Source organism: Corynebacterium kefirresidentii (genome assembly GCF_016599755.1).
GTDB lineage: Bacteria > Actinomycetota > Actinomycetes > Mycobacteriales > Mycobacteriaceae > Corynebacterium > Corynebacterium kefirresidentii.
Window position 1 is genome coordinate 2,433,557 of the sequence record NZ_CP067012.1, and the last position, 22,278, is coordinate 2,455,834.

Here is a 22,278-nt window from a genome sequence, read left to right on the forward strand (position 1 = left end):
CCCGCCGTGCCGCACGTGACACAGATAGACGGGGTGTGACTCAGATTAAACCCTGGCCACCGGCAGCACTACCACTACCTCAAAAAAATTCACACCACTTTGAATTGAATTGTCTATAGATAAGTGTCGTCAAAAAGGTATGCAAAGCGTGAAAACTACCCCACCCCGATAAAACGGCGGCCGTTGTGCACGGATTCTTGCGCAGAAAATGCAGATAAATACCCCATATATGGGAAACGACGCGGTGCCCCTACAGCGCCGCGTCGTCCCTATTCCCTATCACTCACAACGGATTGGAGAAACCGTTTGCCTACCCCCTAAGTAGGCTTTGTGAGCAAGACCAACTGTAGCATTCACACAATGCAAACGGTAGCGGACACCAAGATTCCCAGTTTCCACCAATATTTTTTATTCTTAGGTCTGCATTTTCAGACCTAATTGACCGAATCTTTAGTTTTTACTGTGGACAAGGCCCACCATTTTGCACTTAACCCAACGAGAGTGACAGCCAACAATACCGCAATCCCAGCCCAGAGGACGGCTTGTTCGCCTTCGTTGCCCGCCACCGTGACAGCCGCGGTAGTCCAATTCAGCGGCAAAAGATTAGAAATAACTTGCCATACCTTAGAAACCCCGGCAATTGCGGCGGATTTCCACAACCAGCCCACCAGCGCGGTCTGGCCGATGCCAAAGAGTGCCGCAAGAATACTGCCGGCAGTAATACCGCACAGGCCTAGCAGGCCACGCGTAATGGCCGTCATAGACAGCGCGCCCAGGAGAAGCGCCACCCCAGCCCAGGCCGCCGCCACGGGAGTAATACCAGTGGCAAGCACGAAGAGGAGGATTTCCCCGATGGCCACCGCAGCCAGCGTTCCGCCAGCCACCATTAGCCAAGGGCGGAACCCTACGTGCCAGGCCACGCCAGCTGCCGCACCTGCGAGCAAGACCAAGGCGGAGATCAGCAGCGCCACAATAGGACTCAGCAAATGCGTCGGGCCTTGGGATGCAGTATGCACCGGCGGCAGGGCACGCTGAATATCGCCCACGTTCGTCTGATTTTGGGCCGCCATGCCGGAGAGCTTGCCGGCGCCGTCGTCAAGCTTGTCCACGCCTTCCTGCGCCTCACCGACGCGCTTGCTAAGCTCCGCTATACCCTCATTGAGCTCTTGCGCGCCCGATACCGCCTGATTCACGCCATCGTGATAGGCGTAGCCATTGACTGCCAACTGATTGGACAGATCGCGCGAGCCGTCCTTGAGCTTCTTGAGCTGGCCAGTTACCGAATTATCCAGGCGGAAATTATTCACCTGCGCGCGGAGATCACCCAGCTGCGCGCGAATATCCTTCGCTTCTTTGGATTTATTGCCTTCTAGATCGTGCATCGTGCCATCGATGGCCTGCAGGATCTGCCCCTGGACGGCCCCGAGGCCGACCACCTGGTCTACAGCGCCACCTACGCCATTGGCCAGCTCCGTGGCGCCGCCACCGAGCGTATTGGTTCCAGACTGCAGCTGATTGAGGCCGGATACCAGTTCTTGGGAGCCCGTCGCCAGCTTGTCGACGCCCCCTCCAAGCTCATCCGCCCCCTTGTTGAGCTCCCCCGTGCCGTCGTCAAGCTGCTTGGCGCCCGATTTAAGCATGCTTGCCTGTACCTGGGCGCGGCTGGCTGCTTCGGCGGCTTCTTTCACCTCTGGAGAGGAAGAATTTTCCCGTGGCGCGCCAAACGGCTGCGCGGCGCTAGACCAAGCCTGGGCAGGTTCCCACTGCGCGAGGCCCGCCACCGTAGCTCCGATAACCAACGGCAGGGCAAGCAAGAAGATCAAGAGGACGCTGCGCCACCGGGAGGGAGACGCAGCGTCTGGGGAAGCAAGGCGTGAGGTCATGGTAATGAACCTATCCTTGCAGGTCACTCCCCTGCTGCAGGCGCGCCGAGCACCCCACATTGCCGATTACTCTAGAATATATGGCATGCCCCACATTTATTCCCTAGCTCCTTCCCGTTACCTTGCCACCGCGGCCTTCGTGCCGCTGTGCTTTGGCCTTGTTGCCTGCTCCAACGACGCCGATACGTCCGCAGAACCCGAGTTTTCCGATGCCGCTGCTCTTAGCTCCTCCGCCGAGGAGACCTCCTCCGAAGAAGCCACGAGTGAGGCCACCACGTCGGCAGCCGCAGAGACCACCGCCGAGGCTGAACCTACTTCCGTAGAAGCAGCTCCCTCCTCATCCCCCGCAGAAGCAGGCGATAAAGAGAGCGAAGACCAAGCCGCCGCGCCCGCCGATACAGGCCAGGGCGATTGCTCCCCAGAAGCGCTACAACCCACGGCCCCCAGCATGACAAATATCCGAGTCAGTGACTGCGATGGCCAATGGGCGCACTTCGGCAAGGACAGCACGGACTGGACAGCTTGGGCGCGCTACGACAATGGCCAGTGGGTAGCCATTGAGCCCATTGGCGAAGCCACCTCCGGCATGACCGCCCCGTGCTACGACGTAGACAAGTGGGCCGCCGAGGGGGCGCCCGCTTTCCTTACCGAAAATATGCGCCGCTGCGACTAGCCGCACAGCATAACTTCGCCCCCGTACCGCGCTTTATAACTGCGCGATACGGGGGCGGAGTTTTTAGTGCGGAGGGACTGCCGCGGAAGGATTACTTCTTCTCGGCGTAGACCTCACGCACGCGCTGGCCAAGGGCTGGGTGCACCTTAGTCCAGTAGTCGTAAACGCGCTCCTCGGTTTCCTCAGATACACCTGCCATAGCATTGGTGATATTGGTAACCAAGCGCTCCTTGGCGGCGTCATCATAGACGTTTTCGTACAAGTCGCGCGCCTGCACGAAATCATCATCTTCGGAGTGGCGAACGTACGGTGCACGCACCAGATCGCCGCCGTAGGACTCCGGATTGATATAAAGCTCCGCCGCGGTGGTGGTCTCGAGCTGGGAGCGGTCATTCACAGCGGCGTCGTCAAGCACGCCAGTGCCCTTTTCATAGCGGTTCGGCGAGTACACCGGATCCTCCGGGGCATTGAAAAGGAACTGCATGCTGCCCTCGTGCTGATAAGTATTGACCTCATCCACATTCTGCGGCTGGTTGACCGGCAACTGCTGGTAGTTCGGGCCAATGCGGTAGCGCTGCTGGTCAGCGTAGGCGAAAACGCGTGCCTGCAGCATCTTATCTGGGGAGAGGCCAACACCCGGCACGATATTGGATGGATCGAGCGCCACCTGCTCAATCTGCGCAAAGAAATTGCGTGGGTTGCGGTTGAGCACGAAGTAGCCCACATCGTGCAGCGGGTAATCCTTCTTGGACCAGACCTTGGTTAGGTCGAAAGGATTAAAGCGATAGTTCTCCGCCTCATCCAGCGGCATGATCTGTACCTTGACGTCCCAGACTGGGTAATTGCCCTCCTCGATGGCGTTGTAGAGGTCCTCGCGGTGGCAATCCGGGTTCTGGCCGGCGGTCGTGGTGGCCTCCTCGTCGGTGAAGTTCTCTACGCCCTGGCGGGTCTTAAAGTGGTACTTCACCCAGAAAGCCTCGCCTTCTTCGTTGACCCACTGGAAGGTGTGGGAGCCGTAACCATTTTGGTGGCGGGTCGACTTCGGCGTGCCGCGGTCACCCATGAGGTAGGTGACCTGGTGGGCAGACTCCGGGTTGCGGGTCCAGAAATCCCACTGCATATCCGCATCGCGCAAACCATTGGTGCCCAGACGCTTCTGGGAGTGGATGAAGTCAGGGAACTTCTGGCCATCGCGAACGAAGAAGACTGGGGTGTTATTGCCCACGATGTCTAGGTTGCCTTCCTCGGTATAAAAACGCAGCGCAAAGCCGTGTACATCGCGCCAGGTATCCGGGGATCCCTGCTCACCGGCGACGGTGGAAAAGCGGCCCATCATCGGGGTGACGGTGCCCTTCTGGAAGACCTTGGCCTTGGTATAGGCGGATACATCTTCCGTAATGTGCAGCTCACCGAAGGCGCCGTGGCCCTTAGCGTGCGGGGTGCGCTCCGGCACGCGCTCGCGGTTGAAGTGGGCAAGCTTTTCAATGAGGTGGATGTCATTGAGCACCACTGGTCCCTGCTGGCCAGCAGTCACCGAGGTGTTCTCGGAAGGAACTGGTTGGCCAGACGGGCGGGTGGTATTGCCCTTGCCAGCGGGGCGCTGGCCCTTGTTCAGGATGTCATCAGCGGTGAAATCAGTCATTTTGCCTCCTGGCAATCAGTGGATATGTACCACCAGTGTGGCAAAAGAATCACCGGTTGTCAGGGATCTAAAAGGAGTGTAGGGGCTACTGGTAGATTCATTCAGGTGACTCACCACTCCGCAGCAGATGACGCCCGCGTCACCGACCTTGCCCTTCGGGCCGGTCGCGGTGACCGTGCGGCGCTGACGGAGTTTATTAGGGCTACCCAGGATGATGTGTGGCGTTTGCTAGCGCATTTAGGCGGGCCGGAAGGCGCCGACGATCTCACCCAAGAGACCTATCTGCGCGTGATCAGCGCCCTGCCACGCTTTGCGGCCCGGTCCTCGGCACGCACGTGGTTGCTGTCTTTAGCCCGGCGGGTGTGGGTGGATAATATTCGCCACGATATGGCCCGGCCGCGCAAATCTGCCACCGAATACGAAGACGCCATGGGTGCGGCACCAGAAGAGTCCACGGCATGGAGTGAATGGATAGATGCCCGCGCGCTTATCGACGCCCTCCCGGCCGACCGCCGCGAAGCCCTCATTCTCACCCAGGTGCTGGGCTACACGTACGAGGAGGCGGCCAAGATTGCTGGCGTGCGGGTAGGTACTATCCGCTCCCGCGTCGCGCGCGCCCGCAAGGATCTGATCGCAGGGACAGGTTAATACCCCCATACCGGCCCCTTGAGGCGGCGAGATAATTTCACCTGCAAATTGTTACGCTCTGGTTACCTTGCACCCCAAGAGCCCCAATTTTTGGCATTTAGCTGCAGGTTGTACACCGGATACTGGGTGAAGGAGGCCACAATTAGGGCGATTCTTGCCCGAAAGATTTGTCCAATGTGTGGTTTATTAGATGTGTACACACGTGATAAATCGACCGTCGATCCGGGCCCGTGCGATCCCAATGCCGGGCCCGGCGCGTGTGAGTAAGAGAGTTTCTCCCTTTCATGTTAAAACGCGCAATCGGAATTTCCATGGCGTTTATCGGCGTCGTCGTGGGCGCAGGCTTTGCCTCCGGCCAGGAGGCCATGCAGTTCTTCGTAGCCTTTGGCGAGTGGGGTCTGTGGGGCATCGCCTTGGCCGCTGGCCTGATGATGATCACCGGCGTGTCCATCCTGCAGCTCGGCTCGTATTTCCAGGCAGAGGAGCATACCGCTGTCTACGACAAGGTCGCATCGCCGTTTACCGCCAAGATTTTGGACTGGTCAACACTAGTTACTCTGTTTTCCATCGGCTTCGTCATGTTTGCTGGCGGCGGCTCTAATATCAATCAGCAGTTCCCCTCCGTTCCGGTATGGGTGGGCGCCACCGCGATGCTGATTCTGGTACTGCTCGTCGGCCTGATGGATGTTGACCGCGTGACCGCGGTCATCGGTACCATCACCCCGTTCATCATTATCTTCGTGGTGATTGCCACCGGCTACACCATTCTCAACGCAGATGTTGATTTTTCTTCCCTCAATGACTGGGCAGTAGCTAACGTCGATACCTCGCTACCTAACTGGTGGCTGTCTGCGTTGAACTACACCGGCCTGAACGTTATGACGGCTGTGTCCATGTCCATCGTCATTGGCGGTAACTTCCTGGATAACCGCGCAGTCGGCATCGGCGGCCTCATTGGTGGCCTGCTCTACCTGATCCTTTTAGCCCTGCTGGTCTTCGCCCTCTTCTTCGAGGCCGAGACCGTCAACGGCGAGGATATGCCGGTGCTGGCCCTCATCACGAGCATCCACCCGGTATTCGGCGTGTTCATGACCTTCATCATCTACGGCATGGTCTTCAATACGGCTATCGGTATGTTCTACGCCTTGGGCAAGCGCTTGACCCGCAATAATCCCAAGCGCTTCTACCCTGTCTACGCTGTTTGCTGCATCATCGGCTTCGTCCTGTCCTTCGTGGGCTTCCAGACGCTGGTCAGCAATGTTTACCCAATTCTGGGTTACCTGGGTCTGTTGATGATCGTGGTGATGGTCTTCAACCGCATCAAGAACGGCAGCAAGCTCTCGGATGAGTCCGACCGCCGCATGCGCGCACACGAGCTGGTTTCCCGCCGCTTGGATCCACGCAAGCGCTTCACCAAGAAAAATGAGCGCGAGCTGCGCAAGCTGGCTGCGGCTTCCAATATGGAAACCACCGAGTTCGTCACCAATATCGCAGAAGAGATCCACGAAGAGCTCGAAAACGATGACGACCTTGACTACGACCGTGAAGATCCGGAGCCATCCGTGACCTACGTGCAGCACACCAAGCCGGAGGTTCCGTCCTCCGATAGCGACCTTGACTTTGGCAAGAAGGATGCTGCCGCTGATAGCGGCAAGGCTACGGGCACCGCCAAGCCAGTCTCTGAGGACTAGCCTTCTCGCCCACGTCAATCAAGATAAAAGCTCGGCGCCCTCCTTATCCCGTAACGAGGAAGGAGGGCGCCGAGCTTTTTGTGTAACCTGCGACGAAGCGGAACCTGCTTAAACGAGTAGCTCCGCGATCTGGATGGTGTTGAGCGCGGCCCCCTTGCGCAGATTATCGCCGGCGACAACGAGCACGAGGCCCTTGTTATCGTCCACCGTCTGGTCCTGACGGATGCGGCCTACCAAGGATTCGTCGATGCCGGTGGCAGCGAGCGGGGTGGGGACGTCGGCAAGCTTAACGCCCGGGGCACCGCTCAAAAGCTCGGTGGCCTGCTCGGAGGTGATTGCCTTGTCGAACTCGGCGTGGATGGTCAGGGTGTGGCCGGTAAAGACCGGGATGCGCACGCAGGTACCTGCAACCTTCAGCTCCGGAATGTCTAGGATCTTGCGGGATTCGTTGCGCAGCTTTTGCTCCTCATCGGTCTCTAGGGAGCCATCATCCACGAGGTTGCCGGCCATCGGCAGCGCGTTATAGGCAATGGGCGCCACATAAGGGCCAAAGTCCTCGTCATTGAGTGCAGAGCCATCGTGGACCAAACCCACATTGTGCTCGCCAACCGAATAGACCTGCGCGGCCAGCGCCTGCACGCCGGCCAGGCCGGAGCCGGAGACCGCCTGGTAAGAGGACACATGCAACTTGTTCAGGCCCGCGGCATCGTGCAAGACCTTCAGCACCGGCATAGCGGCCATGGTGGTGCAGTTTGGGTTCGCGATGATGCCCTTAGGGGTGTTCTTGGCTGCCTCGGGGTTGACCTCGGAGACGATGAGGGGAACCTCTGGATCCTTGCGGTAGGCCGAAGAGTTATCCACCACGGTCGCACCGGCCGCGGCAAACACTGGAGCCCATTGCTTGGAGGTAGAACCACCGGCAGAGAACAAGGCGATATCAACGTCGGCGACGGATTGCTCGGTAACCTCGGCGAGGTCCTCGACGGTAATCTGCTCGCCGCGGAATTCCAGCTCGGTGCCGGCGGAGCGGGAAGAGGCGAAAAAGCGCACCTTATCGGCCGGGAAATTGCGTTCTTCCAAGATGGAGCGCATAACGCGGCCGACCTGGCCGGTAGCGCCTACTACTGCAACAGTGGTCATGACTATAAATCCTCTGTAGTTGCTGTGGGTGTTTAACGTCCGGTTCCAGCATAAACCGTGGCTTCTTCTTCGCCACCAAGCTGGAATTTCTCGTGCAGTGCACGGGCGGCCTTTTCCAGGTCAGCCTCGCGGGTGAGCACGGAGATGCGGATTTCAGAAGTGGAGATGAGCTCCATATTGACGTTGACGTCGCGCAGGGCCTCGGTGAACTCTGCGGTAACGCCCGGGTGGGATTTCATGCCGGCGCCGACGAGGGAGACTTTCCCCACTTGGTCGTCATACAGCACATTGGCCCAGCCTCCTTCAGATTTCAGCTTGCTCAGCAGCTCCATGGCACGCGGGCCGTCGGCACGCGGGCAGGTGAAGGTGATATCGGTGGTGCCGTCCTCCAGGGAGGAGACATTTTGCAAGACCATATCGATATTGATCTCTGCATCGGCAATGACGCGAAAGACCTTCGCAGCCTCCCCCGGGCGATCCGGGATGCCCAGGACGGTGACCTTTGCCTCGGACTTATCGGTTGCTACACCAGTTAGTACTGCTTCTTCCACGGGGATATCCTCCATCGATCCGGTAACTAGGGTGCCGGGGTCATTTGAATAAGACGAGCGAACTCGCAAGGGTACATTGAATGCGCGGGCGTACTCCACGCTGCGCAGGACCAAAATCTTGGAACCTACCGCGGCCATCTCCAACATCTCCTCAAAGGAGAGCTTGTCTAGCTTCTGCGCGTCTGGGACGATGCGCGGGTCTGCGGTGTAGACGCCATCAACATCGGAGTAAATCTCACACACGTCCGCGTTTAGCGCGGCAGCAAGTGCCACCGCGGTGGTGTCGGAGCCACCGCGACCCAAGGTGGTGACATCGCGCGATTCCTTATTAACGCCCTGGAAGCCGGCGACGATACAAATCTTGCCTTCGTCCAAAGCCTCGGTCAGGCGGCCCGGGGTGACGTCCACGATGCGGGCATTGCCGTGGCGCTCGGTGGTGAGCACTCCGGCTTGGGAGCCGGTAAAGGACTGGGCGTGGGCACCAAGCGATTCCACTGCCATGGCCACCAGAGCATTAGAGATTCGCTCGCCGGCGGTGAGCAACATATCCATCTCTCGCTGCGGCGGGACAGGATTGACCTGGGCGGCAAGGTCGAGCAGCTCATCGGTGGTATCGCCCATGGCGGAACACACCACGACAACGTCGTTGCCCTGCTTCTTGGTGGCCACGATGCGCTCCGCAACGGCGCGGATGCGGTCTGCGGATTCGAGGGATGAGCCGCCATACTTTTGCACGATCAGGGCCACGGTAAGGATGCCGCCTTTCGTCGTTCAAGGCATCCCTGGCGTGTGTGTACACGCCCGGAAATACCTGTCGTTCATTAGCCAAAGACCCATGCTACCCCGCAGGGTCTTTGCCCTCATCATAATTCCTAGACAATGCTTAATTTTTATTCACACGCCCCCAATGTTAAGCGCACCACACGCTCGCTTCCTCAGCGCAGAAAAACGCGCGCCATGCAGGGAAGAATATGCATATAGCAGGATTTTTTACTACCGTTGAGCGGGTGTTAAGCAACCTCCTCGCCATCTTTTTCGCGCTCGCATCCGCGCTGACGGTTGCTTGGGGCACGGTCATCCGCCACCGCATTGCCCTCGACGCCGATGATTCGGTCATGCGCGCCGCCATGTCCAACCCCTTGTGGTGGGTGGGCACCGCGGCCGCCATTGGCGCCTATGGCCTGCAGGTCATCGCCCTCGGTTTTGGTACCTTGCTGGTGGTCCAGCCCATCTTGGTGCTGTCCTTAATGTTTACCCTGCCGCTTTCGGCGTGGTATTCCGGCCGCAAAATGCCTTTCCACGAGGTCTTTTGGTCTATTGCATTGACCATCGCGGTGGGCATCATGGTCGTCTACGGCCGTCCGGTCGCAGGAAACCCCCGCCCGGAATGGAGCGATTGGTGGCCGGCGCTCCTTGTAGGGTTGGTCACCCTCGCCCTACTTGCTGCGGTAGCCACGAAGCTACCGGATAACCGTCCCTTAGCGTTGGGCACGGCCTGCGGCGTCATCTACGGCTTCGTCGCCCTGCTATCAAAGGCCGTGGTGGACATTTTCACCCACGAAGGCCTTGCCACGCTACTGGCAAGCTGGCAGTTCTACGGCCTCATCGGTCTCGCGCTCACCGGCACCGTAGTGCAGCAATATTCCTTTAATGCCGGCCCCCTAGCCCATTCCCTGCCGGCCATGACCATCTTTGAACCCATCGTGGCCTTCGGCTTGGGCTACATGGTGCTGGGAGAGAAATTCCTCATCGATACGGCCGTCGGTTGGGCAATTATGCTCATCGCCCTTACCGTTATGGTGCTCTCCACCATCGTGCTCTCCCGCAGCCCGGTAAGCCAGCGCGGCTAAATGGCCCACTCAAATACGCCGAGCATATAGGCCGAAAACCACGCCCCGAACAGGGCCCAGGCGCCAACCGCCACGCTTGCCGACGTCCCCTTTTTCACCCACGGCAACAACACAATCACCGCCGGCAGGAGCAGCCGGGGCCGCGAGTGCATAATGCCATCAGAAAGCAGCACGTTCGCCATCAGCACCGCAGAGAATAGCCAGGCCGCTAACGGCAGGCGGCGCCATGCCAACACAAGGAAAACCGGGGCAGCGATCATCACGCCGGCGCTGAGCAGATATCCACCGTTAGTAGCCCCGCTAAGCGTCTCCCAAAGCCAGATAACCGTGGCTTTGCCGCCATCAAAGCTGGAGTTCCAATGTTCTTTCTGGATCCCAAAATAACCGCCAACTTCTTTGAGATGGCTGCTCGACCACCACAAATACCCCACCAGCGGCACGACCGAAAACACCACCGCGGCCCAGGCCCGCCAGTTCTTTCGCGCCCGCAGCAGCACCATGAATGCAAAGACCGCAACGAGATCCACCGCGGTAAGACGCACGAGTCCGGCTACAAAAATTAGTGCCGCGGCAGCCCACCATCGCTCATCTACGAGCGCCACCACCGCCCATATGGCCAGGGCCCCAAAAAGTGCCTCGGTATACGGCATGGAAAACACGATGGACATCGGCGCACAGGTCACCATCACAGCACTGAGCACCTGGGCCCACTTCCCCATGCCCATGCGCGCAGCCAAGGCCATCACACCGGCAGCCAGCGCGATGCTAAAGAGCACATTGAGCGCAATGGCCGTGCCCGCTTCGTCGGTACCAAAGATGCTGCTTAACCCACGCACGAGGAAGGGGAATCCCGGGAAGAAGGCCATGGTCGTCTCATGGACCGGCCCATCCGTAGAAATATCCGCACCAAAGTACCCGCCGCGGGCGATTTCTACGTAGTGCTTAGCGTCCCACTTATTGAGCAGCCCCCACAGCTTATCGTCCTGCACGGCGGCCACCGCTGCGAGTACGCCTACGCGCAATGCGGCTCCAATGAGTGCAACGAGTGCGGCAGGCGCCCACAAGGAACGCAATATGGATGATGTTTGGGGCTTGGCATGGCGGGGATTAGACACGAAAGGCATGGTACCCCACCACCACCGCGTCTCATTGAATGAAATCTCTTGCCGCACAGTGAGAAAGCCTGTAGTGTGACCGATATGACACAGCGGAATGACCTACTCCTTATCTGCCGCGGCGGGATTTCGGCCTAAGCACTGGCCAGCGCCCCGTCGCGGAGTCCGGCTACCCAAGCCCAGCTGGCCGTCTTTCCCCATAGACACCAGAAAAGGAAACCGCACCCCATGTCCCCCACCGACTCTTTTATCAGCGCCCCGCGCGACATCACCACCCCCACCGGCCCACGCCGCGAAGGACAACCCGCGTGGAATAAGCAGCGCGGCTCCGCCATGCCCCACGAACGCTATCAACCCTTCGCCGTCGAGGTAGAAGACATCGACCTGCCGGACCGCACATGGCCCAGCCAGAAAATCACCCACGCTCCCCAGTGGTGTGCGGTGGATCTGCGCGATGGCAATCAAGCGCTGATTGATCCCATGAGCCCAGAGCGCAAGCACCGCATGTTCGACCTGCTGGTCAAGATGGGCTACAAAGAAATCGAGGTGGGCTTCCCCTCTGCCTCCCAAACCGATTTCAACTTTGTCCGCGAAATCATCGAGGGCAATAAAATTCCCGATGACGTCACCATTCAGGTCCTGGTACAGGCCCGCGATCACCTGATCCGCCGCACCTTTGAAGCTTGCGAGGGCGCCAAGAACGTCATCGTGCACTTTTATAACTCCACCTCGAAGCTGCAGCGCCGCGTAGTCTTCCGCAAAGACAAACCTGCCATTAAGAAGCTGGCCACCGATGCTGCCACACTCATTAAGTCCATCGCCGCCGACTACCCAGATACCACGTGGCGCTGGGAATACTCCCCCGAATCCTTCACCGGTACCGAGCTGGACTTCGCCCGCGAGGTCTGCGATGAGGTGGTAGACATCATGGATCCGTCCCCAGAGAATCCAATGATCATCAACCTGCCATCCACCGTGGAGATGATTTCGCCCAATATCTACGCCGATTCCATCGAATGGATGCACCGCAATCTTGTCCGCCGCGAGGACGTCGTGCTCTCACTGCACCCGCATAATGACCGCGGCGAGGGAATCGCCGCCGCCGAACTTGGCTTTATGGCGGGCGCGGACCGCATCGAAGGCTGCCTTTTTGGCAACGGCGAGCGCACCGGCAACGTAGATCTCGTCACTTTGGGCCTGAATATGCTCACCCAGGGTGTGGACCCGCAGATTGATTTTTCCGATCTGCCGCAGATTCGCGAAACCGTTGAATACTGCAACCAGCTGCGCGTGCCGGAGCGCCACCCCTATGGCGGCGAATTGGTCTTTACTGCGTTCTCCGGTTCCCACCAGGACGCAATTAATAAGGGCTTGGACGCGCTGGCAGCCACCATCCGCCCCGGCGCGAATAATACCGAGGTCTCGTGGGAAGAAATGCGCGAGGCCATCTGGGAGGTTCCTTACCTGCCCATCGATCCAAAGGACGTGGGCCGCGACTACCAGGCGGTCATCCGCGTCAACTCCCAGTCTGGCAAGGGCGGCGTTGCCTACATCATGAAGACCGATCACGGCATCAATATGCCTCGCGCCATGCAAGCGGAATTTTCCAGCGTGGTCCAGGAAATCACCGACTCCGAAGGCGGCGAGGTCAATTCCAAAAACATGTGGGATATCTTTGCCACCGAGTTCCTGGACCGCGAGGATCCGCTGACCCTGGAGTCTTTCCATATGGACAATGCCCCAACAGAAGATGGGGATGCATCGGTGACCGCCACCGTGGCTTTCCACGGGGAAAAGTCCACCGTCTCAGGCAGCGGTAACGGACCCATTGCGGCTTATGCCAACGCCCTGGAATCCCTGGGCATCGACTTCGAGGTCATGGAATACTCCCAGCAGTCCCGTTCCGCCGGCGACGACGCCGAGGCCGCCTGTTATATCGCCGCCGACGTCAACCAGAACAAGGTCTGGGGAGCGGGCATCGCCGGGTCCACCACGCGGGCTTCCATCAACGCGATTAACTCCGCCGTCAACCGCGCCCTGGCCTAGGCCTGCTCGCCGGCGCCGCGGCCCGGCGTGGTAGAAGGGTGGGTATGCCTTCTTCTACCTACCTCATACCGCACCGTGGCTTGGGCGCCGTGCAGGCCCTGCCCATCTATGATGCGCAGACGAAGGAAAACCGAGAGTTCACCGTCACCTTGGCACCCCGCCCGGACGGCGGGTTGGAGGTGCGTACCGACTCCACCATCGGGCACATCACCAGCGCCGACCGCGCGGAGTATCCCGAAATAGATCTACTACTTCGCGCCGGGCTGACCCCTGCAGCCACCGCCGCGCCGCAGCCCGATGGCTCTCTCTCGCTGCTGCTGCCCCGGCCGGGCCTTTGCCTGCCGGCGAATAATCCGCCAGCGGGCCCGTGGACAATGCTGGGCTATGCCCCACCCATCGACATCGCCGATCTTCCCGCGGATCTGGACATTCCCGCCCACGCCCGCATGCACGTATTGGTTACGCTCTCGCCCAGCACCACCGGTTCCGGCACCGATGCTTATTTGGGCCCGCAGTTTGTAGGGCGGTTGGAAGGGGTGGACGTCGCCAAGCAGGGCATAACCCTGGCCCATGCCTACCATGCGCCGCGCAACACCGGCCGTGTGCTCAGCATCTACGCGGGGGCGCCGCTGCCGGATTCGAAGGAAGCCTCGCTTGCCGACGCCGCCCCTACCTCCCCCGCCGCCACCGAAACCTTCGAAACCACGAGCTTCCGCGCCATAAGCACCGATGACCCCACACCCCGCCGCCGGTGGTGTCCCGCCGTCGTGGCCCTACTAGTGAATGCAGCGCTCATCGCCGTGCTCATTTTTATTCTGTAAAACTTTCGGGCAGGATAACACCCTTGTTCACCGGCCGGGGAAATTGGAAATGGCCCACGGCAGTGCCTAAAATACAGTGTTACTATTACCCCCTATCGAAAGGCCCCAATGACTTCGCTGGATTCCGCCACCTACGTGGTCCCTGACCACGGTTTTGGCGTGATCCATAATCTGCCCATCGAGGATGTTTCGCCAGAAGTTTTCAGCGAACTGCTCGAGTCCACCGCCGCAGAAGGCGGTTACCTCTCTGCGGAGCTCGGCCCCCGCACCGCCCAGGACGGCTTCGCGGTGTGGATCGGCGATTCTCTCCTTGGCCGTCTCAGCGCCGCCGATTCCCAGGCCTACGCACTCTTTGACTGGGTTCTCAGCGCCGGCCTACGCCCACGCGCCACCGCCCACGTGAGCATGACAGATGCCTCCGGCGAAGAGTGGCCCACGCTCAACCTGCTCCTGCCGGCACCGCACCTGTGCATCCCCGCCAATAACCCGCCGGCGCAGCGCTGGACCATGCTGCCGGGCGAGGCTGCCGCCACATTGACGGAGTTTTCCAAAGACGTCACTGGCTTTCCGCACACCGACGAGCACTACCTCGTCTCCTTGCGCACCCGTGGTTTCCTGCGGCGAAATACCGTTGATGTCTATGTCAATAGCATCTTCTTAGGCTCCCTCCCGCGCGATGCCGCCCGCGAGATTGCCCCCGCCGTGCTCGACTGCACCAAATCCGGCCGCCTCGCCATTGCCCACGGCTACTTCCACTACGACGCCGATGACCGCCCCGCGCTGACCATCTACGCGCACAACGCTGCCAATAGGCACCACGCCGGCCTAGTTCTGGGCGTTGTCGCCGGTGGCGCCGCCGTCATGTCCGCGGCCACCGCAGCCCGCGCACAGGCCGCAACCAGCGTTCCCAGCGGCCCCACTGCCGGAATCTCTGCCGCTGGCACCTCCTCCACAAGTGGTTTTGCCATCACCTCTGCCGCCAATGCCGCCGGCGTTTCTGGGGCCGTGACCTCGAATCTGCTGGCCGCAGCCGGTGTCGCCGTGCTAGTTGGTGGCGGCACCACCGTGGCTACCCACATGCTTAGTGAGGACGAAGCTCTTTCGGACACCCACTCGCATTCCACCGCGCCTGCTCCGAAAAGCAATCATTCCACCGACGATTCTTCCCATTTCGATGGCATTGGCCCCAAGCGCCCCGCGCACCCCGCCACGCCCCGCATCCACGATGCTGGCCCCACCAGCGGTGTCGCCGCGCCATCCCGCGCGGATTCCCCGACCCAGCACCCGCTTGCCGACGCCCCCTCTGAGACACCACCGCAGCACCGCCACGCCCCCGCGCCCCAACCGTCTAAGCAGGCGCGGCCGACGCACACCCCTCAGACTGACCGTGCCACGACCCCTGCCGCCGGCCACCACGGCAAGCACCGTGGTGAGGACCATGGCGAGCACCACCGCCAGGATTCCCAGGCAATTTCCCGCGCCACCTCCGCCGCAGCCGCTGCCGCCGCCGCTACGGCTAATAACGTCGAATCGACCCCGGCTTCGACTCCGGCCGCGGCGCCATCTTCCAGCTCTGAGCCGGCGCCGCAGCTAGCGGCGAAGGAACCGACTGCAACCTCCACGTCTTCGTCATCGGCCGAGCCTTCCCAGACAACGCAGACCACGGAGCCCGCGCAGACCACGGCATCTACGGATTCTGCAACTTCGACGTCACCATCGAAGGCCACGACGTCGACGGAGGCTACCGCACCTGCCGAGCCGTCCGACCTACCTACTTCAAATACGCCTACTTCGGAAAAGACTTCGGCTGAAACGACCACAACTGAAGCCGGCGCCACCACCTCGACGGATAAGCAGACGCCACTGCCCGCACCAGAGTCCTCAGAGCCAACGCCTGCGGAGCCGACTGCGCCTACAACGACATCTTCGTTATTGACCTCGGAGCCCCAGGCTGAGCCGGCACCGGATACCACCGTGCCAAGCACCACTATCCCAGGTTCCGAACTCGAGCCAACGCCAGAGCCGGAAACTACTGTCCCAACGACGACCATCCCTGGCTCGGAAATCGTGCCCACCCCGGAGCCAGAACCAGAGGTCGAACCGGAACTGCCCACGGCAGACCGCGGCGCGCCGGACGGCTCGGATGACCCCCTCGTACCGCTCGAACCAGAAGAACCGACAGAGCCGAAAGAGCCGAAAGAGCCGGCTGAACCGCAGCAGCCAGAGACACCGGGGCACCCTGAAGAACCTGAGGAACAAACAACCCCGCCGAAGGTCATTGTCGTCGTTGTAGAAGATTAAGCGGCGCGCCCTGTCCCCCTGCACGAAATGCGGGATACTACACTGAGTTTAATGAACAACACACCTGGCCCCTCCCCGCAGCACCCGTCGGCGTCGGCCCCAGCGCCGTCGCCCGCGACGGTAGCTTCGCGCCACGCGGCCAGGTCCACAGCGCCCAAACCAGGCATGGAACAGCGCCGCACTAAGCCCCGCCGCGCGATCCGTGCCTCCGGAGAGCCAGACGCCCCGAAACCCAAGCCGAAACCGAAACCGCACCCACCGGCCCAGCAACAGCCACAGCAGGCCGACTCGCCCAATGAGGAAGCGGACTTTCCCTATGTGGCGCTGACCATCCAGACCACCGGCATCCATCCCAGCACCGGGCGCATCGTTACTATCGACGCCATTACGTTCAACGACGCCAGCGAGCAGGGCCAGCAATTCCACGCCGTCCTCAAGCCCGATATCGATGCCGGGCCGCGCCACCTCCACGGGCTGAGCACCACCGATATTGAGCAGGCGCCAGCTTTTGGCAAGATCCTCAAATCGCTGGACAAGCTTATTGACGGCCGCACACTCATCGTCCACGACCTCCCCTATACCTGGGGTTTTCTCGTCGCCGAGGCCCGCCGTGCCATGATGGCCGCCGCCCGCCAAAATCGCGCGCGCAACCGCGGCCGCAACAAGGGCCGCCGGCGCCGCCAGAAGGTCGGACACGTCCCCACCCCCGTTCGTATCATCGATACCTTGGCCACCTCCTATGCGCAGCAGGTGCGGTCGAATGATGTGCGCTTAGGGGGTGTCGCTAAGCAGAGCGGCTTGGACGCTTCGCCACAGGCCTCGGTGGAGCGCGCCAAGCGGCCCGAACCCGAGACTTCGCGCGAACAAACCGAACTGCTCATCGCGCTCTACCGCAAGCAACGAGGTGGCACGGTGCGCAGCTATGCGCCCGAGGACGTGCGCGCCGACCGCTTCGGCCTGCAACGCTCCCACGTGCGAGTCGACGCTGCCGAAGCCCCCGCCCAACACCACAACCCCGGCAAATACGAGCCGGGCAAGGAACTGCGCCGCGGCATGGAAATCGTGGTCGCTCCGGAAATCCTCGAGGACCCGGACACCATCATCGCCGCGCTCATGCGTGAGGAGCTCAATTATTCCGAAAAGCTCACCCGCGAATCCTCGCTGGTCGTGTGCAACGTGACCACTGACCTGGTGGGAAAACCCATGCACGCCCACCGCAAGGGCATTCCGCTGATGTCCGATACCGCGTTTCTTGACGCCCTCACCCGCATCGAAGACGCCGTGCCGGAACCCGAATCCGGCAAACCCACGCCCCGGCCCCAACGCTCATCCCACAACAACAAAAAAGGCGGCGCTAAGAACCAAAAGCGCCGCCGTCGCCGGGGCGGCCGCGGTGGTCGCGGCAGGGGCCGACGAAATTCTGGCGGCTCGGCGGGGAAAAAGAACGACTAAGCCGCCCGCGCGACTACCCTAGGGGACATGAGTTTTAGAGTCCCGGGTGCGCTGAGGAAGTTGCGCACCACCACCGCCACTACCGCCGCGAAGCTGGCCACCACCGCTTCCCGCGCCACCGGCCGTGGCGCCGGCGGAATGATCGGTGGTCTAATCGCCAATGCCATTGACCCTTCCATCATGACCAACCTGGGCGGTGGGCGCCCGGCCGTGCTAGTGACCGGCACCAACGGCAAGTCCACCACCACCCGCATGCTAGCCGCTGCAGTCCGCGCCGAGCACACCGTAGCCACCAACGACGGCGGTGACAACATGGATGCCGGCATCATCTCCGCACTCATGGCCGGCAAGGACGCCTCCCACCTGGTACTCGAGGTGGACGAGCTCCACGTGCCCCACGTAGCCGATAACCTGAACCCGCAGGCGCTGGTTCTGCTCAACCTCACCCGCGACCAGCTCGACCGCGTGGGCGAGATTAATAAGATCGAGCGGGCTCTGCGCGGCGCTGTGGAAGCCCACCCGGACATGCTCGTCATCGCCAACTGCGATGACGTTTTGATGACCTCCGTGGCCTATGACGCCAAGAATGTTATCTGGGTTTCGGCCGGCGCCGGCTGGCTCGGCGATTCCGTGACCTGCCCGCGCACCGGCGGGCACGTCGTGCGCACCGAGGATGACTGGTACGCCGTCAAGCCGCTTGCCGACGGCCGCGAATTCCGCCGGCCGCAGCCAACGTGGGGCGTCGATAAGCATGGCATAATCACCCCCACCGCTAAACGCCCCCTGAACCTGGCGCTGCCTGGCCGTGCTAACCGGGGCAACGCGGCCCAAGCCATCGCTGCCGCCGTCGCCGGCTTCGGCGTGGACCTCGACAAAGCCATTGCGGCCGCCGAAAGCATCGATGATGTGGCCGGTCGCTACTCCACCATTCACTGGCGCGGCCGCGAGATTCGGCTCCTGCTGGCCAAGAACCCGGCCGGCTGGCAAGAAGCACTGTCCATGGTGGACCGCAGCGCCGATGGCTTGGTCATCGCCACCAACGGCCAGGTGGCCGATGGCATCGACATGTCCTGGCTGTGGGACGTGAAATTCGAAGGCTTTAATGGACTCAGCGTGAAGGCCGCCGGCGAGCGCGGCACCGACCTGGCCGTGCGCCTGGTCTACGCCGATATCTCCCACGAGCTCATCCCGGATCCGCTCGATGCGCTCGCCGCCTGCCCGGAGGGTCGCATCGAGGTCCTCGCCAACTACACCGCCTTCCGCGATTTGAAGAAGGCGCTTTCCAAGGAGGCCACCAATGATTAATATCGGCCTAGTGCTTCCCGACGTCCTCGGTACCTACGGCGACGACGGCAACGCCCTCGTCCTGCGCCAGCGCGCCCGCATGCGCGGCTTCGAGGCAGAGATTCACCCCATCCGCTTGGGCGAGCCCGTGCCTGAGACACTGGATATCTACACCCTCGGCGGCGGCGAAGATACCGCGCAAATCCTAGCCGCGGACCACCTGATTTCCGATGGCGGCCTGAGCCGCGCCGCCAACGCCGGCCGCCCGGTCTTTGCCATTTGTGCTGGCTTGCAGGTCCTGGGCGAGTCCTTCCGCGCCTCCGGCCGCATCATCGACGGCGTCGGCCTGCTCGATGCCACCACGGCCGGCATGCAGGACCGTGCCATCGGCGAGGTGGCTTCCAAACCCACCCACGCTGGAGTTACCGCGGACCTCACCGAGCCGCTGACCGGTTTTGAAAACCACCTGGGCGCCACCATCCTTGGCCCCTCCGCGCAGCCCCTCGGCACGCTCACGCGTGGCAATGGCAATGCAGACCAGGCCGCCACCGCCGACCTTGCCGATGGCTCCACCCAGCGCACCTACGAAGGCGCCGTCCAAGGCAGCGTCATCGCCACCTATATGCACGGCCCGGCACTGGCCCGAAACCCGCAGCTGGCCGATCTCCTCCTCGCACAAGCGATGGGCGTGGCCCTCGCGGACCTCGAGCCGATTGAGATTCCGGCCGTCGACCGCCTGCGCGTCGAACGTTTCAACGCCTCTGAGCCCCCGCGCTCCCAAAGATAGGCCAAAACCTGTGGATAACTTCACCCGGCGGCCCTGAAACCCCGAGTTATCCACAGGCTCGGCCGCCTGCCCTTGTAGCCGCCTGCCCCCGCCCATAGGCTGCGGGGCATGACGTTATTGGAGCAGCTGGGCGACATCGCTAAGCGCGGCGTGGATCTTCTCGAAGAGGCCCACGCCGCCTCCAGCCTGCCCCTGCCCGCGGACCAAGCGCGCACCCTGCGCCGGACCGCCGCGGCCTTTCTCTCGCCCACCAGCCATTCGCGCTACCAAGCCCGCGCACTGGCCGCCGCGCGCCGCAATCACCACTGCCTAGAGACCCTCGCGCTTATCGCCCGTCGCTCGCGCAGCATTAGCGACCCCACCAAGCGCTGGCAATTCCGCGAGCAGCTCTGCGCCACCGCCGGCACCACCGCGCACGTCTCGCGCGCGGCTACCCGTCTGCTGCGCGAACTCAACCCTCCGCCCGAGCGCGAAGACGGCGGACGCCGGATAATGCACGGGGAGAAAACCACCCTGAGTTTCACCGGCCCCGCCGCACAAATGGCCGATATCTGGGCCGCCGCTAAATCCGACCCGCTAGCCTGGCTTAACGGCTCCCGCGCCGCCGCGCCCGCTACCGTGACTACCAATGTCATCATCGAGCTGCCGGATTATCTGAAAATCCTCGCTGGAAACGGCGATGATATCCGCCTCGCTATGACCAACGGCGTCACCATCACCGGCGCCGAATTAGTCCGCCGCACCCTAGCCGGCGCGGGACTCTTCACGCTCATCCATCCCGAGCGCGGCCCAGTCAACCTCTACCGCACCCGGCAGGCCTCCGCAAAGCAACGCCGCATGCTCGAGGCCGAAGGCGCCCGCTGCGCCTGGCCCGCTTGCCGACGCCCCGCCTCCGAATGCCAAGCCCACCACCTCCTGGAATACTCCCGCGGCGGCCACACCCATCCTGAGAACATGACGCTATTGTGCCCGTATCACAACTCCATCAACGGGCTGCCGGGCCGCGGCCGGATGGCGCGCATTCGGGGCCGGATCGCCTGGCTCCCGCCCGCTAGCCAGGACAGGCATACACACATAGGGCACAGCAACGAACCCGACAACAGGCGCAGCGGGCGCAGCAGCAGATGCAGCACGACGACAAAGGAGGCGCACGGCCCGCCGGTATTCACCGGCCGAGCGCGAACCGGGCCTACGGCCGCCGTGCCCTAGCCGCTGTAGCTCCGCATTCGCCCAGTACTGGCCAGGGCGCTCAACGTGCTATATGGTCAGGCGGCCGGAAAGCGCGCGAGACAAGGTGAGCTCGTCCACAAACTCCAAATCGCCTCCGAGCGGCATGCCGGAGGCCAACCTGGTGATCTTCAAATCAGGGAAGTCGCGCAGCAAGCGCACCAGGTATGCGGCGGTCGCCTCGCCCTCCGTATTGGGGTCGGTGGCGAGGATGACTTCGTGGATGGTGGGGGTGGCGTCGTAAAGCGGGGTTTCGGGGGTGGAGTCTGCAAGCTCTCGGTCCGGCAACACGCCGCCTAGGCGCTGCAGCAGTGTGGAGATATTCAAATCACGCGGACCCACATTCGCCAGCGGGTCCAACGCGCCGCCCAAAACGTGATAGCGGCCCTCATACTCGCCGGTGCGCTCAATAACCTGGATATCCTTAGGCTCCTCGACCACGCAGATAGTAGAGGCGTCGCGCTGCGAGTTAATGCAGATGCGGCAGACATCCTCACGCGAAATATTGCAGCAAATGCGGCAGAAGGTCACGCCGTCGCGCACCGCGCCCAGCGCGTTTTGCAGCCGCTCGATGTCCTCGGGTTCCATGTGCAAAACGTGAAACGCGATGCGCTGCGCCGACTTCGGGCCGATTCCCGGCAGGCGCGAAAACTCGTCGATGAGGTCTTGCAGAGGTCCTTCAAACATCAATTACTCCCAAAATCGGCAAAAGCCGCCGCCCCACCCCGGGGCAACGGCCTTATATCGTATCGCGCGGGCTACTGGTTGCCGCCGAAGACATCCTCAAAAGACGGGCCGCCCTGGCCACCCATGCCCTGGGACAGCGGGCCAATCTTTTCCTGTGCCAGGCGTCCGGCCGCAGCGTGGGCCTCCTTGAACGCACCCATAACCAGGTCCTGCAGCGTATCGACGTCCTCTGGATCCACGATGGACTTATCAATCTGCAAGTCCACGAGCTCGGCGCCGCCAGTCATGGTCACCTTGACCAGGCCATTGCCTGCCTGGCCCTCGACGTTGGTAGCGAGGATTTCTTCCTGCGCCTTCTGCAGATCCGCCTGCACCTGCGCGGCCTGCGCGATGAGGTCGTTCATGTCATTTGCCTGCTGCATTGGGTCTTGGTCAGCCATGGTGTTTCCTTTCTAAATCAACTTTAAATTTCGCTACCGC

At 61.7% G+C, this 22,278-nt stretch carries 18 protein-coding genes; 11 read left to right on the forward strand and 7 right to left on the reverse strand.

From position 1 onward, the window contains the following. Positions 1–434: 434 nt before the first annotated feature. Positions 435–1,883, reverse strand: coding sequence for a hypothetical protein (locus I6I12_RS11750; protein ID WP_200288360.1), 1,449 nt, complete (start codon positions 1,881–1,883; stop codon positions 435–437). An 85-nt stretch (positions 1,884–1,968) separates the two neighbouring features. On the opposite strand from I6I12_RS11750, the gene I6I12_RS11755 reads away from it, so the two are divergent. Next, a complete protein-coding gene (locus I6I12_RS11755) occupies positions 1,969–2,556 on the forward strand; it encodes a hypothetical protein (RefSeq protein WP_200288361.1) in 588 nt (195 codons plus the stop codon). Between the two features lie 91 nt (positions 2,557–2,647). Here I6I12_RS11755 and I6I12_RS11760 read toward each other — a convergent pair whose 3' ends face one another. Then, the gene (locus I6I12_RS11760; RefSeq protein WP_200288362.1) at positions 2,648–4,198 is read right to left on the reverse strand and encodes a catalase; all 1,551 of its coding nucleotides are present in this window, start codon (positions 4,196–4,198) and stop codon (positions 2,648–2,650) included. Between the two features lie 105 nt (positions 4,199–4,303). On the opposite strand from I6I12_RS11760, the gene I6I12_RS11765 reads away from it, so the two are divergent. Both I6I12_RS11765 and I6I12_RS11770 read left to right on the forward strand, forming a co-directional pair. After that, positions 4,304–4,846, forward strand: coding sequence for an RNA polymerase sigma factor (locus I6I12_RS11765; protein WP_200288363.1), 543 nt, complete (start codon positions 4,304–4,306; stop codon positions 4,844–4,846). Positions 4,847–5,130: 284 nt separating this feature from the next. Next, entirely contained in the window at positions 5,131–6,537 is a 1,407-nt protein-coding gene (locus tag I6I12_RS11770; RefSeq protein ID WP_200288364.1) for a YkvI family membrane protein, read from the forward strand. Positions 6,538–6,645: 108 nt separating this feature from the next. Here I6I12_RS11770 and I6I12_RS11775 read toward each other — a convergent pair whose 3' ends face one another. Further along, positions 6,646–7,677, reverse strand: coding sequence for an aspartate-semialdehyde dehydrogenase (locus I6I12_RS11775; RefSeq protein WP_200288365.1), 1,032 nt, complete (start codon positions 7,675–7,677; stop codon positions 6,646–6,648). Positions 7,678–7,709: 32 nt separating this feature from the next. Then, entirely contained in the window at positions 7,710–8,975 is a 1,266-nt protein-coding gene (locus tag I6I12_RS11780; RefSeq protein WP_200288366.1) for an aspartate kinase, read from the reverse strand. Positions 8,976–9,199: 224 nt separating this feature from the next. Here I6I12_RS11780 and I6I12_RS11785 point away from each other — a divergent pair, with 224 nt between their 5' ends. After that, a complete protein-coding gene (locus tag I6I12_RS11785) occupies positions 9,200–10,078 on the forward strand; it encodes a DMT family transporter (RefSeq protein WP_200288367.1) in 879 nt (292 codons plus the stop codon). On the opposite strand, the gene I6I12_RS11790 is transcribed toward I6I12_RS11785, so the two are convergent. Then, entirely contained in the window at positions 10,075–11,202 is a 1,128-nt protein-coding gene (locus I6I12_RS11790; RefSeq protein WP_200288368.1) for a mannosyltransferase family protein, read from the reverse strand. The genes I6I12_RS11785 and I6I12_RS11790 overlap by 4 nt on opposite strands. Before the next feature lie 219 nt (positions 11,203–11,421). On the opposite strand from I6I12_RS11790, the gene leuA reads away from it, so the two are divergent. From leuA to I6I12_RS11825, 7 genes are all read left to right on the forward strand, one after another. Then, a complete protein-coding gene (gene leuA, locus I6I12_RS11795; RefSeq protein WP_200288369.1) occupies positions 11,422–13,239 on the forward strand; it encodes a 2-isopropylmalate synthase in 1,818 nt (605 codons plus the stop codon). A gap of 44 nt (positions 13,240–13,283) precedes the next feature. Then, positions 13,284–14,060: a hypothetical protein gene (locus tag I6I12_RS11800; protein ID WP_200288370.1), complete on the forward strand. Its 777-nt coding sequence runs from the start codon at positions 13,284–13,286 to the stop codon at positions 14,058–14,060. A gap of 108 nt (positions 14,061–14,168) precedes the next feature. Further along, a complete protein-coding gene (locus I6I12_RS11805) occupies positions 14,169–16,361 on the forward strand; it encodes a hypothetical protein (RefSeq protein ID WP_200288371.1) in 2,193 nt (730 codons plus the stop codon). A 51-nt stretch (positions 16,362–16,412) separates the two neighbouring features. Further along, positions 16,413–17,813: an exonuclease domain-containing protein gene (locus I6I12_RS11810; protein WP_234288135.1), complete on the forward strand. Its 1,401-nt coding sequence runs from the start codon at positions 16,413–16,415 to the stop codon at positions 17,811–17,813. A 27-nt stretch (positions 17,814–17,840) separates the two neighbouring features. After that, positions 17,841–19,118: a Mur ligase family protein gene (locus I6I12_RS11815; protein WP_200288372.1), complete on the forward strand. Its 1,278-nt coding sequence runs from the start codon at positions 17,841–17,843 to the stop codon at positions 19,116–19,118. After that, positions 19,111–19,884, forward strand: coding sequence for a type 1 glutamine amidotransferase (locus tag I6I12_RS11820; protein ID WP_200288373.1), 774 nt, complete (start codon positions 19,111–19,113; stop codon positions 19,882–19,884). Before I6I12_RS11815 ends, I6I12_RS11820 begins: the two co-directional genes overlap by 8 nt. A gap of 108 nt (positions 19,885–19,992) precedes the next feature. Then, the gene (locus tag I6I12_RS11825) at positions 19,993–21,093 is read left to right on the forward strand and encodes an HNH endonuclease signature motif containing protein (RefSeq protein ID WP_200288374.1); all 1,101 of its coding nucleotides are present in this window, start codon (positions 19,993–19,995) and stop codon (positions 21,091–21,093) included. A 48-nt stretch (positions 21,094–21,141) separates the two neighbouring features. Here the strand turns inward: I6I12_RS11825 and recR are convergent, their stop codons facing one another. Together recR and I6I12_RS11835 are read right to left on the reverse strand one after the other, a co-directional pair. Beyond that, the gene (gene recR / locus I6I12_RS11830) at positions 21,142–21,798 is read right to left on the reverse strand and encodes a recombination mediator RecR (protein ID WP_023020387.1); all 657 of its coding nucleotides are present in this window, start codon (positions 21,796–21,798) and stop codon (positions 21,142–21,144) included. 71 nt (positions 21,799–21,869) lie between these two features. Then, positions 21,870–22,238 (reverse strand): YbaB/EbfC family nucleoid-associated protein, encoded by a 369-nt coding sequence (locus I6I12_RS11835; protein ID WP_023020386.1) that lies wholly within the window; start codon positions 22,236–22,238, stop codon positions 21,870–21,872. Positions 22,239–22,278 lie beyond the last annotated feature (40 nt).

Excerpts from the sequence above, each read along its gene's own strand:
- I6I12_RS11750 (WP_200288360.1), bottom strand. The coding sequence starts at position 1,883 with ATGACCTCACGCCTTGCTTCCCCAGACGCTGCGTCTCCCTCCCGGTGG.
- I6I12_RS11755 (WP_200288361.1), top strand. The coding sequence starts at position 1,969 with ATGCCCCACATTTATTCCCTAGCTCCTTCCCGTTACCTTGCCACCGCG.
- I6I12_RS11760 (WP_200288362.1), bottom strand. The coding sequence starts at position 4,198 with ATGACTGATTTCACCGCTGATGACATCCTGAACAAGGGCCAGCGCCCC.
- I6I12_RS11770 (WP_200288364.1), top strand. The coding sequence starts at position 5,131 with ATGTTAAAACGCGCAATCGGAATTTCCATGGCGTTTATCGGCGTCGTC.
- I6I12_RS11775 (WP_200288365.1), bottom strand. The coding sequence starts at position 7,677 with ATGACCACTGTTGCAGTAGTAGGCGCTACCGGCCAGGTCGGCCGCGTT.
- I6I12_RS11785 (WP_200288367.1), top strand. The coding sequence starts at position 9,200 with ATGCATATAGCAGGATTTTTTACTACCGTTGAGCGGGTGTTAAGCAAC.
- I6I12_RS11790 (WP_200288368.1), bottom strand. The coding sequence starts at position 11,202 with ATGCCTTTCGTGTCTAATCCCCGCCATGCCAAGCCCCAAACATCATCC.
- leuA (WP_200288369.1), top strand. The coding sequence starts at position 11,422 with ATGTCCCCCACCGACTCTTTTATCAGCGCCCCGCGCGACATCACCACC.
- I6I12_RS11800 (WP_200288370.1), top strand. The coding sequence starts at position 13,284 with ATGCCTTCTTCTACCTACCTCATACCGCACCGTGGCTTGGGCGCCGTG.
- I6I12_RS11805 (WP_200288371.1), top strand. The coding sequence starts at position 14,169 with ATGACTTCGCTGGATTCCGCCACCTACGTGGTCCCTGACCACGGTTTT.
- I6I12_RS11810 (WP_234288135.1), top strand. The coding sequence starts at position 16,413 with ATGAACAACACACCTGGCCCCTCCCCGCAGCACCCGTCGGCGTCGGCC.
- I6I12_RS11815 (WP_200288372.1), top strand. The coding sequence starts at position 17,841 with ATGAGTTTTAGAGTCCCGGGTGCGCTGAGGAAGTTGCGCACCACCACC.
- I6I12_RS11820 (WP_200288373.1), top strand. The coding sequence starts at position 19,111 with ATGATTAATATCGGCCTAGTGCTTCCCGACGTCCTCGGTACCTACGGC.
- I6I12_RS11825 (WP_200288374.1), top strand. The coding sequence starts at position 19,993 with ATGACGTTATTGGAGCAGCTGGGCGACATCGCTAAGCGCGGCGTGGAT.
- recR (WP_023020387.1), bottom strand. The coding sequence starts at position 21,798 with ATGTTTGAAGGACCTCTGCAAGACCTCATCGACGAGTTTTCGCGCCTG.
- I6I12_RS11835 (WP_023020386.1), bottom strand. The coding sequence starts at position 22,238 with ATGGCTGACCAAGACCCAATGCAGCAGGCAAATGACATGAACGACCTC.